The sequence below is a fragment of the Dictyobacter halimunensis genome, assembly GCF_036245075.1.
In genome coordinates this window covers 191,260-203,834 of sequence record NZ_BSRI01000002.1, presented here as the reverse complement: position 1 = coordinate 203,834, position 12,575 = coordinate 191,260, and the positions used below count along the sequence as shown (strand labels likewise).

General features: G+C 53.0%; 9 protein-coding genes. 7 read left to right on the top strand and 2 right to left on the bottom strand.

Annotation, left to right across the window (positions count from 1 at the left end; all coding sequences use genetic code 11):
- The first annotated feature begins 138 nt into the window (after positions 1-138).
- The 4 genes from AABA21_RS14950 (at position 139) to AABA21_RS14935 (ending at position 4,273) form a co-directional block, all read left to right on the top strand.
- On the top strand, positions 139-1,590 hold the full coding sequence (locus AABA21_RS14950) for a protein kinase domain-containing protein (protein WP_338251406.1): 1,452 nt from the start codon (positions 139-141) through the stop codon (positions 1,588-1,590).
- Between the two features lie 107 nt (positions 1,591-1,697).
- On the top strand, positions 1,698-2,237 hold the full coding sequence (locus AABA21_RS14945; protein WP_338251404.1) for a DUF6391 domain-containing protein: 540 nt from the start codon (positions 1,698-1,700) through the stop codon (positions 2,235-2,237).
- A gap of 30 nt (positions 2,238-2,267) precedes the next feature.
- Positions 2,268-3,149, top strand: a complete 882-nt coding sequence (locus AABA21_RS14940; protein WP_338251401.1) for a sulfurtransferase — start codon at positions 2,268-2,270, stop codon at positions 3,147-3,149.
- A 26-nt stretch (positions 3,150-3,175) separates the two neighbouring features.
- A complete protein-coding gene (locus AABA21_RS14935; protein ID WP_338251399.1) occupies positions 3,176-4,273 on the top strand; it encodes a phosphotransferase enzyme family protein in 1,098 nt (365 codons plus the stop codon).
- A 51-nt stretch (positions 4,274-4,324) separates the two neighbouring features.
- Here the strand turns inward: AABA21_RS14935 and AABA21_RS14930 are convergent, their stop codons facing one another.
- Positions 4,325-5,938: a protein kinase domain-containing protein gene (locus AABA21_RS14930; protein WP_338251397.1), complete on the bottom strand. Its 1,614-nt coding sequence runs from the start codon at positions 5,936-5,938 to the stop codon at positions 4,325-4,327.
- A 733-nt stretch (positions 5,939-6,671) separates the two neighbouring features.
- On the opposite strand from AABA21_RS14930, the gene AABA21_RS14925 reads away from it, so the two are divergent.
- Complete coding sequence (locus AABA21_RS14925; RefSeq protein WP_338251395.1) at positions 6,672-7,826, top strand: class II histone deacetylase; 1,155 nt, start codon at positions 6,672-6,674, stop codon at positions 7,824-7,826.
- 72 nt (positions 7,827-7,898) lie between these two features.
- Here AABA21_RS14925 and AABA21_RS14920 read toward each other — a convergent pair whose 3' ends face one another.
- A complete protein-coding gene (locus tag AABA21_RS14920; protein ID WP_338251393.1) occupies positions 7,899-9,716 on the bottom strand; it encodes a S53 family peptidase in 1,818 nt (605 codons plus the stop codon).
- A gap of 273 nt (positions 9,717-9,989) precedes the next feature.
- On the opposite strand from AABA21_RS14920, the gene AABA21_RS14915 reads away from it, so the two are divergent.
- Together AABA21_RS14915 and AABA21_RS14910 are read left to right on the top strand one after the other, a co-directional pair.
- Complete coding sequence (locus AABA21_RS14915) at positions 9,990-11,519, top strand: YifB family Mg chelatase-like AAA ATPase (RefSeq protein ID WP_338251391.1); 1,530 nt, start codon at positions 9,990-9,992, stop codon at positions 11,517-11,519.
- A 201-nt stretch (positions 11,520-11,720) separates the two neighbouring features.
- Positions 11,721-12,575, top strand: coding sequence for an amidohydrolase family protein (locus AABA21_RS14910; protein WP_338251389.1), 855 nt, complete (start codon positions 11,721-11,723; stop codon positions 12,573-12,575).

Sequence of the window (12,575 nt, the reverse complement as noted above, 5' to 3'; positions counted from 1 at the left end):
CGACCGTCTGGTCTGGCCCAGCCATAAAGGGCCAGACCACGGATCGTGCATATATTCAATTCAGCACGGTTATATTGCTAAAAGTGGATATGCTGGTCATTTCATCACATGGCAGGAATAGAGGGAGTCGTCAGGGTTATGCAACCAGGAAATAACTATCCTCAGCAGGCAGGGAACAGCGGCGACATGAGCACACTCATAGGGAAATCCCTGGGGCAGTTTCGTATCGTCGAACGTATTGGTTCTGGTGGTATGGCGACGGTCTTCAAAGCATATCAACCAACCCTGGATCGCCACGTGGCAATCAAAGTTTTACCTGCTTATCATGCCAAAGATCCTATATTTGTGAAACGGTTTGTGCAGGAGGCTCGTTCGGTTGCGAAGCTTGCGCATCCCAATATAGTGCAAATACATGATTTCGGTGAGCAGGATAATATAACATATATCGTCATGGAATACGTGGATGGTGGCACGCTCAAGGATCGCCTCAAGCACGCGCTACCGGTTCCCGAAGCGGTAGATTTCATCATTCAGGCGGCCGAAGGTCTCGATTGCGCGCATCGCAATGGTATCGTCCATCGTGATGTCAAGCCGGCGAACATGTTGCTGCGCCGCGACGGGCATCTCCTCTTGTCTGACTTTGGCATCGCCAAGATCCTTGAGGAATCGACTAGTTTAACCCGGGTCGGTACCGGTATTGGCACGCCACAATATATGGCGCCAGAGCAAGGCATGGGGCAAAGGGTTGATCGCCGCAGCGATATCTACTCGCTTGGCATCGTACTCTTCCATTGTCTGACGGGCCGCGTCCCATTTATCGCCGACAGTCCTTTGACGATTACCGTCAAGCATCTGAACGAACCGTTGCCGGTTGAACGCATGGCGGCAGAAGGCGTGCCGGCTCCCGTCATCCAGGTCGTGCAAAAGATGACCGCCAAGCAAGCCGCTGATCGTTATCAGGCGGCGGAAGACCTGATAGAAGCCCTGACGGGCGCGCTGGCCGCGTCGCACCTATCCCTGCCACGTCTCTACAGGGTAGTGCCACCGATCCCTCCCCCTATGGGAGGAGGTTCAAATCCCGGCACGATGCCAGGCCAATCCAGTGGCTCAGGTGCTAACATCAGTTCTATGCCCAGTGGATCCCTGGCTGGTGGTACCCCGGTGATTTGCTTCCGTTGTGGCGCGCCCAATCCCAGTTCGCGGCTCTACTGTACAACTTGTGGTGATGAATTGTCCAATCCACGGGCCAGCAAAGACACCTACCTGGTCAATGGGCGTCCGGTGCTGGCGCGTCTAACCTTACAGACCGGACCGGAGTCTCTGGTAGGGCGTTCTTATCGCTTCCACCAGGATGTGACGACCGTTGGTCGCACCAATGGGAACGATCTGATCATTCCCGGTCGCTCGGTGTCGCGGAGACATGCGCGGCTCTGGTTTTCAGAAGGGCATTGGTACCTGGATGACGTGGGGAGTTCCAACGGCACACTGGTCAATAATGTGCGAATTTTTCAAGCGGTCATGCTCAATGACGGTGATGTCATCAACTTTGGGGACGAAATAGTCGTATTTAATATTACATATGGTCCGTAACATATGGACAGCGAGCAGGAAGTTGTTAACAGCATGCAAGCCGTCGTGTTTGTAGGCAGGCGCCAGGGGGCGCCGAGTTGCCTGCTCCTATGGAAGGACAAAAAACTATGAGTTCGATCAATCCCGTCGTACAAGTTGCCCAGCAGATGTTACTGGGTGGCGCAGTCAAGCAGAATCACGCTCTAGAACATGCCACCATCGTTCTGCTTTCCCGTAAATTTCCAGAGGTCCGTTTCTCCGGCATTTCGTTTGCCGCCGGATTTTTTGTGTTTGGGGATGTGCCGACCGAAGCGATCTTACCGGCGGCCCAGCAGGCTCTACAACTGCTGCGCAGCTCCCAGCCTGAACTGGCGGTACACGAGCGCTGTGGTACCAATCTGGCGGTCGCGGGTCTGCTAACCGGCCTCTCTTCCATGGCGGTTGCCAAACTACGCCGACCGTACAGCACCGCCAACAACGTTATTCTGGCATCAACTGCGGCTCTGGTGCTGGCGCGGCCGCTCGGCCTGGTCGTGCAGCGTTATGTAACAACGCAGACGCCCAACACATCCATGCGTATCCTGGATGTAAAACCGATGACCGTCTTCGGCTCGCCGGCCCACTTCGTCAGCACAGACAATCCTGACGCGGCCGGTTTATTCTCTTAGAAAGAGGAACTTAGAAAGAGGAACTGTAACATGGAACAGGAGCGCCGTTCGCAATTTCTGGTGGAGACCGACTGGCTGGAGGAGAACCTGTTTGATCCAGCTATTCGCGTAGTCGATATGCGTGGTTATGTGAAGACAGTGGTGAAGGAAGGGAAGCAGGAAGCTGTGTATACGGGCGCTCCTGATGAGTATGCCCAGGAGCACATTCCGGGAGCGGTGTATATCGATTGGACGCAGGATATCGTCAACCATGATGATCCCGTCGAGGCGCAGCTTGCTCCCGCTTCGCAGTTTGCCGACGCCATGGCACGCGTCGGTATTGGAGATCAACACCTGGTTGTCGTCTACGACACCCATCCCGCTTCGCAGTTTGCCACACGGCTCTGGTGGGCCTTGAACTATTATGGGCACACGCGCGTCGTCGTGTTGAACGGCGGGTTCGCCAAATGGAAGCGTGAGGGGCGCCCCGTGGATCGCATCATTCCCAGCTATCCACGCGCCACCTTTACCCCTAAGCCTCGGCCTGAACTGCGCGCGACCGCTGAAGAGGTACTGGCGCTTGTCAACCAGAAAGGCACTACCCTGGTGGATGCGCGAGATAGCGGCCAATATACAGGCACCGTTGTCCGTGGCGCGGGCCGCGCCGGTCATATTCCCGGAGCTATCAGCCTGCCGCGTGAAGAATTGATCAATCCTGAAGATGGAACCTTCCGCTCAACCGAAGAATTGCAGCACATCTTCAAAACAGCTAACCTCGAACCTGAGCAGCACGTGGTTGCGTACTGCAATGGAGGGGTCGCCGCCACGACTGTGCTATTTAGTCTGGCTATGCTGGGGTATCCACAGTTAACCAACTACGACGGCTCCTGGAACGAATGGGGCACTCGTCAGGACCTGCCGGTAGAAATTTAAGAGCACTAGAACGAAACCAACCTTTCATGAACGAATTCGAACAACAACCAACTGAAGATAATGCCACAGACGAAAACCTGCTTGATCTCAACGAGGTCATGCAGGCTTTTGGCATTTCCACCTGGAACAATCAAGGACCGCTAGAGGTCTCAGGTAGTGATAATTTGAGCCTGGCGATTGAAATAGCGGGGCAGCCCTATGTACTGCGTGAGCGTCCGCAGGGTCCACTGGGAGAAGATATACATTTTCGTTATGCCTTTCAGCAGCACCTGAAGGACGCGGGCATCCCGGTCCCGTCTTTTTTACGTACACCACAGGGCGATCCGATGGTACAGATAGGCGAAGACCTATTTGAGATACAGCAGCAGATTGGAGGAGAGCTCTTCAGTACCTCCAGTCAACGCAGCCTGGACTGGGTTGAGTCGGCGGGGGCGATGCTTGGCCGCATCCACCAGGCCTCTCAACAATACCAGGGAGCGCAAAATCGCTGGCCGGTTGAGGCTCAGATCGGCAGCCTGGTGCAGGGATACCTTAACCTCGCCCGGAGCAGGGCAGCTGAAGGATCGCTGCAGGCCCTCAACTCGGCCCTGCAAGAATGGGTCGACCAATGGGAAGCCGTTTTGCCGCAGGCGATGATGTCGATTGGAGGCAATCACAGCCTACCCGAATTTCACATCCATGGTGATTACCATGCCTTAAATCTGCGATTTGGACCATTTGGAGTTAGCGCTGTGACCGGGCTGGAAGCGGCGCGTTGGGAGAAGCGCATTTTTGAAGTCGCGTATGCCCTCTTTTATTTTGGCGCCCTGGCATGGTTACCCGGCAGCGATGCCACACCTCCACTGGTTAAGCGCGGGATGGCGCCTGAGCGCATACGTAGCTTCTTACAGGGGTATCGTGAGCTCTGTCCCCCGGCCAGTGGAGAGGCCAATCTGCTGGTAGATGCTCTTACGCTTATCTCACCTATCGCGACCCTGAATGGGCCGTTGGAAGATCTCTTCTATGCCGATGAAGAAGCTGAAAGCGCGGTCATCGATGATCTGCTTGAGCGCCTGGCCTGGGCAACTTCATTGCCAGCCTGGTTGGGACGTGTACGTCGCTCTTTCGCGGAAATGTGGGAATAAAGCCGGCATAGATCAGCAATTGGCCTGACCATAAAGGCCTGGAGGCCGAAGCTACAGGTGGCGCATAAGCGCAAAGATTATTACGAGCAGGATGACCAGAATAATAATGCCGCCAATGATCAGCCAGCGCGGTATCTCTTGTCCTATACCGTTATTGCCGGTAGCGCGACCGGTGGCTGGATGTGAGGATGAATTGTGACCAGTTGACATATTTGATTGAAGCGATGGAGCTGGCATGGCCATAGCCTGCGCCTGAGACGACTTCCCATGCTGATATGCTGGATAGTTCTCGGACCTGGGAGTAGTCGGGGGCGCCTGCATATGGCCAGGCTGCTGTCCACCATGAGCATGTGTTGTAGCAGCCTGCCGCATTTGTTCCTGAGACATAATCAAGGTTTGATCAGCCTGGGCAACAGACGTACTGGCATGCTGAGTTGGTATATTTGGATGGTCGCCTGGATTGGTCAAAGACAGGCCACAACGTGGGCAGAAAGAGGCGGTGGGAGCCAGCGGATTGTTACACCGGGGGCACACCGTATTGGAACCATGTGTGGGCGACGAGGGCGGCGTCAGCGGTGGATTAGGTTGGCTGGCGGCATTTCCCTTGCTGGCCTGAATGGTATCATAGAGCTCAGCCAGGTTAGGCTGGGTGCTATTTGGATCTTTGGGCCGATGTGGAGAAGGTGGCTGTGGCAAGGCCGCGATCACATTCTTCAGATCGTTGGCGAAGTCCGCGACATATTGATAGCGATCCCTGGGACGCAGTGCCATCGACTTTTGAATGATATGATTCAATGCGTTCAGCACCTCTGGCGATAGAGCGCCCAGTTGAGCAATATGGCGCGAATGGCGTGGTGCTGGCTTGGATGGCTTGCTTACACCAAGGCGGAACTGCCGGGCCGCGTTCGCCTCTGGACTTTCTTCGGGTGGATTATTGGCCAGATGTTCTTGCAGCGAAAGAAGATCCGGGCGACCCTGCTGGATCGACTGGTTGCGCGTAGAGACACTGGGAGGTTCAGCGGCGAGCAGGGCAAAGTAGAGCGTGCCGCCTAGCGCATAAACATCGGAGCGCGTATCGGTGCCTGTACCACCTGGATATTGTTCGGGTGGTGCATAGCCGGGTGTGCCCTGGTGGCGAATAAAGAACAGGGTTCGGGCGCCATCGGCCGCCGCCTTGGCGTTACCCAGGTCGACCAGGACGGCTGTCCCATTGGGGGTGATACGAATATTATCCGGTTTGATATCGCGATGGATGACCGTTGGACGCTGACTATGCATAAACATCACAGCATCACAGATGGACAGAGTCCAGTTCAACATCTGAGCAATAGGAATGACATCATTGCGCTGACGAGTCACGCGAATCAGGTCCGTCAGATCTTCGCCCTCGATGTAGCTCAAGACCACATAATAGCGCCCATGTTCAATAAAGGTATCCATGAAGGCAGGCAGGTTAGGATGATGCAGCTGGCTGAGCACTCGTGCCTCATGCTTCAGTTGCTCCTGGCCACTGGTTCCGGTTACTAAGTATTCTTTAACCGCAGCTTGCTGATTTGTCATCTGGTCGAGTGCCAGGTATACATGGCCAAAGCCACCGCTACCCAGTACACGTTCAATACGGTACCGTCCATGGAGTATTGTACCAGATGGTATTGTCTCTATCATTCGTTCCTCCAGTGAAATTGCCCTGCCTTGTAAACGGGGAACATCGAATGTATTGGGGGATGAAAATAGGAAATAGTGATGTTTATCTTCCCCCACCATCATACTATTATCATAACGCTTTTCAAGTGCTATTGGGTCCAACGCTCCAAGGCACGTCAGTGATCTGATACGTATCTATGACATGCCAACCAACCCCTGAGATTGATCTGAAGGAGCAAAACGGCCACGATTGAGCGGCGTATTCAATTGTTTGAGCTGTGTGTTTGCTGCTATGACAACATGCAACAAAACTACGCATCTGCAGTTATGCCATGGAATATATTGAAGGCACGCATGTTGTGTGCATGTAAACGTAAATCTATAAATTTATAAGCTTGTAAACTTGTAAGCTTTTAAATTTGGTAAATTTGGTAAATTTTAAAAATAACCGACGAGGAGACTGCTCATCGTAGGGCTAAGCAGGACGATTTTTTAAGTATGAATAAATATTATCGTTGTCCGGGCAGCTTTCAAGCCCGCATTCGCATTATACACTAGTTCGGGAAACATGTACACGCTAATGAGCCAGGCGTAGGACCCCTTGACCATCCTCCCTGCGATGGATTACCAACCCTCTACTCTTAACACGTTTGGCAGATCATTTTCGATATATGCATAGGTTGATCAATCACTTATCATATCTGATAGAAAAAGTTATATATTTCTGGGAGGGATGGGGAATAGAATGGACGACATGGATAGAACGACGTCGCGTACGGGGTTGGTCTATGATGAGCGGTTTCTTGAGCATGATACCGGTATCGAGGCCAGGGTGCGGTTGCGTACAGGAACATTTGACCTTTCACCACAGCCTCACCCGTCTGCGGCGATTATTACGCAGCGCACCAGAGAATTTCTGGATGGAGCCGGCCTGAGCGCACGAATGCAGAGCATTCCAGCTCGTCCTGCCAGCGCTACCGAACTGGACTGTTACCATACGCCTGAATACATTGCCGGTATCGCTTTATGGGCCAGGGACAACACACAAGGACCACTGCGTGCGTCCTGGGGAGAGATAGACGAAGAGACCGTGTTGAGTCCTGGCTCATTGGAGGCTGCCCTTTACGCGGCCGGAGGAGCCATGAATGCTGTTCAGGCTGTATTGGAAGGACGTGTATCGAACGCGTTTGCCCTCTTGCGCCCACCGGGTCATCACGCAACCAGCAACCAGGCAATGGGGTTCTGTATCTTTAACAACGTGGTGGTGGCCGCGCACTATGCCCGACGTGTCTATGGGCTGGAGCGCATCATGATTATCGACTGGGATGTGCACCATGGCAACGGCACGCAGGATGCTTTTTATGAAGATGCCGGCGTGCTGTTTGTCTCGCTGCACCAGCAGGACTGGTTTCCTGAAAATAGCGGAACCTTAGAACAGGTAGGTCGTGGCGCCGGGGAAGGCTATACTATTAATATTCCCTTGCCACCCGGCACCGGTGATCGTGGCTATCGTGCCGCCTTTGAACGCATTATTCTCCCGATTGGGCGCCAGTATCAGCCACAACTGATCCTGGTTTCTGCCGGCCAGGACGCCTGCTGGCTGGATCCGCTGGCGCAAATGATGATGACCATGGATGGGTATCGCGACCTGGCTACAATGGTGGTCAAACTGGCTGATGAAGTCTGTGAAGGGCGTCTTGTTGTGCTTACTGAAGGCGGGTATAGTGCGTCTTACTCTCCCTATTGTTCAGCGGCCACTGTTGAAGCCCTGATGGACGCTGACACTGGCATTATTGATCTGTATGATACTGCTCCTGAGCTCAAGACCTGCCAGACAATCTTCAGCTATGATACCCGGCAAGCGCTCCAGCGTGCGCTCACACAGTATCAGAAGTGGTGGCGCCTGTGAGTCACCAGGAGGACATAGAGGCTACCAGCGTTGCGTCGGACGCAACGCTGGTAGCCTCTATGTCTATGTTGATCAGACGCCAGAGGCAAGCACATTATAGATGGTATAGAGATTAGGGGTGCCGATACCCGTAGGCTGATCCCAACCGCGGGTCGCCTTATAATACAGGTTATCGCCTTCTACCACATCAAAGTAAGGATTTTTATTGCTGCCCGTGTTATTGACCACCCAGTACATTGGCTCAGGACTAAAGATCAGGGTCTGTTTGGACTCTTTTAAGTCTTGATTTACCAGGGTCCAGCCTGCTGCCCAGATCGGGGCCGCCGCGCTGGTGCCGCCCGCCACGAGCCACTCTCCACCATAATAGATGGGCAGATTGGTAGCAACAGCGGAGACATCCGGGACCTGTCGCATGCCATGAGCATATTTATTATTAACGCCCGGGGCATTTTGCCATTTAGGTTGTTCGATGCGTGTACTCACGCCGCCACCGCTTCCCCACGAATTTTTGCAGGTGCTTTGATCCTCACCATTAGACCAGGCAACCTCTTTGGCGCGTGTATTATTGCCGCTTAAGGTAAGGGTGGTGCCGCCAACGCCGACGACAGAGGGATCGGAGGCGGGATAATCGACGGAGAGCAGATTATAGACTCCCATATTGAAGGCGCCACAATCTCCGCTGGATGCGAAAACTGTAAGGTGCTCAACCTGGGTCATAAGCTGAAAGCGTTGATGGACCGCGGCCAGGTAATTATTAGACTTGAGCTCTTCCGCGCTGCCCCAACTGGTAGACACAACACCACCGGTTTTATTATTGGCATTGTCATCGATAACGCGCTGCAGAACATCCAGGTAGGCATTCGACGACGAGGTTTTTACTTGTGGATCTGATTGGTCAAGCATGTAGACAACAATATTGGCGGACGGAGCCATACCGGCGATCATTTCAAGATCCAGTGTGGTTTCACCTTCGGGCTTTGGAGCAGGGGTATCGACATTGACTGTTTTCAATGTTCCTCGGAAACCGACGCAGGCGAAATAATTTGCTACATCGTCCTGATCAAAGCCATCGAAGGTTATAATGCTAATGGTCTGGTTCTCGCCATGAATTCCGTGGCTCCAGAGCTGATCATAGCCGTAGGCATGGGCCAGGGCGGCTGGCTCAACGATACCTGGATTCGCCCCTGGGCGTAGACAGCTTGCCTGTGAACGCTGCGTTGTCTGGATATTTTGAGCAGACAGCATACTATGTTTTTCGGGTGGCGAGCTATAGTTATCCAATCCGGTAATGGCTACCGTATTATCCAGCACAAATTTTGGCAGCATCGGTGGCTGCTTGGGGTCCGGAGCATAAAACTGGCGTCCATTCAAGCTATGCAGGAGAAACTTCGTCTTTAGCAGTCTGGCGGCAGAACCGGCCTTCATATCAATTGTCAGCTCTGTACGCAACTTACCAGCCTGAACGGTCGCATCCTGGATGCCAAAGTAGGCTTGAACCTTCTGCATGACCTCCTGGCTAATACCCAGGCTATTCGCCATCTCGGTTGCGCTTTTTGCACTACCCTGTGGCAACTTGCTATTCTTCCCAATCTGATTGAGTGCATTCTGATCGAGTTTAAATGCTACACTGATATGCAGGATCTGGTTATCCGGTACCGTTCCCACAACCGGAGCCTTAAGCGCATCGGGTGGCAGACCTGGGTCGAACTTTACCAATGTAGTATCCAAGTTAGGCGTCGGAATGGTTTTTGATGCTGGCGTGGGGGTTGGTGCAGGCTGCGATGTCTCAGGTGAGCCGGAACAACTGGCGAAGAGCAGCACAAGGAACGCTAACGATAGAGATCCTATGGCTCTACCAAAGAGTGGCCGCTGATAACGCTTTAGGTGCATAACATCTCCTCTTTCTTCATATGATTTCTATAATATTTAGATCGCTCTTTTGTTGAGATATCTATAGAACGCTGATAAAGATTAAAATTCTCTTTTGAGCTTGTGGTATATAGAATAATAATATAGAAAGGTCTCTATTGCAGTGAGAAAATTCACAGATTAACTGGTAGTTGGTAACATTACTGTTCTGTTTATGTTGCAATTTCCTCTTTGCCTGTACATAATGCGCATTAATAGAGGGAGAAAAACCACATAGAGGAGGACCTACGAGATATGTTGTCAATGGCTCGTAGCTGTGCAGTGGTAGGGCTGGAAGGGGCTTTGATTGAAGTTGAGGTGGACCTGGCGACCGGAATGAGCGCTTTCACAATTGTTGGTTTGCCTGATGCGGCCGTGAACGAAGCCAAGGATCGCGTGCGGGCCGCCATTAAAAACAGCAATTGTAGCTTTCCTTTCAAGCGTATTACTGTCAATCTCGCGCCCGCTGATCTGCGTAAAGAGGGTCCGGTGTATGATTTGCCGATCGCGATCGGCATTTTGATTGCCTCGGAGCAGATAGCGGATAGCGAATTAATTCATAATGCCCTGTTTCTGGGGGAGCTTTCTCTGGATGGCAGTGTGCGTCACACCAACGGTGTGCTGCCAATGGTCGCCCTGGCCCGTGAGCGGCATGTCAAAACTGTTTTTGTACCAGCCGTCGACGCTTTAGAAGCCACGCTGGTTGAGGGGATCGAGGTTTATCCTGTTGAAACGTTATATCAGCTCATTGAACACTTAAACGGCATCACCAGGATTCAACAATATACCCCTGATAGCAGCCTGCTTGACCACGATAGTGAGCTCCATACAGGTCAGGAGATGTCGGCGATCCGTGGTCAGGAGCATGTAAAGCGGGCGTTGGAAGTGGCAGCCAGTGGAGGACATAATCTTTTGATGAGTGGCCCTCCCGGCTCGGGCAAAACCTTGCTGGCGCGTGCCGTACCCTCGATTCTGCCGCGTATGCTGATTGAAGAGGCTCTCGAGGTGACCAAGATCTACAGCGTCAGTGGCATGCTCTCTTCCGACGTGCCGCTTATTCGCCAGCGATCATTCCGTGCGCCGCATCATACTATCAGTCATGCTGGATTGGTTGGTGGAGGCCGTATTCCACGGCCGGGAGAGATTAGCCTGGCCCATCGCGGCGTACTCTTTCTGGATGAATTACCCGAGTTTGGTCAAAACGTCCTGGAGGTACTGCGTCAGCCCTTAGAAGATAAGATTGTCACCATCTCGCGGGCGCATGGCAGCATCACTTATCCCGCCAATTTTATGCTGGTGGCCGCTATGAATCCCTGTCCCTGTGGTTTTTACGGGGACCCTGTACGCGAATGCACATGCTCGGCCACCGCGATTGCCCGCTATCAGAAGCGCATCAGCGGTCCGCTGCTCGATCGCATCGACATTCACATTGAAGTGCCACGCGTCGACTATGAAAAGCTGGCTGACAAACGTAACGCCGAATCATCGGCTACGATTCAGGCTCGTGTCCAGCAGGCGCGTGAACGGCAGCTGCGCCGCTTGAAAGGTACCAGCCTGACCTGTAACGCGGAGATGGGACCGGCCGAGGTGCGCAGCTTCTGTGATGTCGACACCGGTGGCGAGAAACTGCTGAAGGCGGCCATGCAACAACTTCACCTCTCGGCACGCGCGTTTCACCGCGTTCTCAAGCTGGCTCGTACAATTGCTGACCTGGCTGAATGCGATGTTATCGCTGCCAATCACGTCGCCGAAGCCATTCAATACCGTCCCAAAATCCGCATGTAAGCGTCCAGGTATGGACGGGTGTTCCTGTGGAAGGCGGTGTGAATGATGATGCCCGGGCATCACTATTCACACCGCCTGGTATGTTATGATGTGAATGCTATTACTTTGTCTCTATTTCGCCTGTTTCAGGTTACAGTGATAGCAGATTATGGAATCATACCTTTAACGCAGCGTTGCCAGTAGAAAGGTAGTATCGTACATATGCCTGACTTCCCGATTATTGATACCCATGTCCATCTGTGGGATCCCGAACGCTTTCGCATGAGCTGGTTAGACGAGAACGCACTATTAAATCGTCGCTATGAGCTCCCCAAATATCACCAACATACAGAGGGGATAGATATTGAAGGGATGGTCTACATTGAAGTAGATATTGACCCGCACTACACCTTGATCGAACCTAGATGGGTGGCTGAGCAGGCCAGGCAAGATCCTCGTCTGCGTGCGATTGTTGCTTATGCCCCGGTCGAAAACGGTGAGCGCGTTCGATCCTATCTTGACGAACTGGTCAGCATCAGTCCCCTGATCAAAGGCGTACGGCGGTTGTTGCAAGGTGAACAGGACCATACGTACTGCTTGAGACCGGACTTCATTCGTGGTGTCCAGATTCTGCCCGAGTATGGCCTCTCTTTTGATATCTGTGTGCGCCATACACAATTGGAGAGCGCGATCGAACTGGTTCGTCGTTGTCCTGATACCGCGTTCATCCTTGACCACATCGCCAAGCCCGACATCAAAGACCATCTTTTAGATCCCTGGCGGCGACATATTGAAGCCCTGGCGGCGCAGCCTAACGTCGTCTGCAAGATTAGTGGGCTGGTCACAGAAGCCGATCCAGAACACTGGACTCTCGAGGACCTGGCGCCCTATGTGGATCACGTTATCTCCGCTTTTGGAGAGGACCGCATCCTCTACGGTGGTGACTGGCCGGTGGCTTTACAGGCTACTAGCTATCCGCGCTGGGTTGAAACGCTGGATGCTTTAACTTCTCATCTCTCTCCCAGCGCCCGGCGCAAGCTCTGGGTTGACAATGCACGGAAATTCTATCGTCTATAG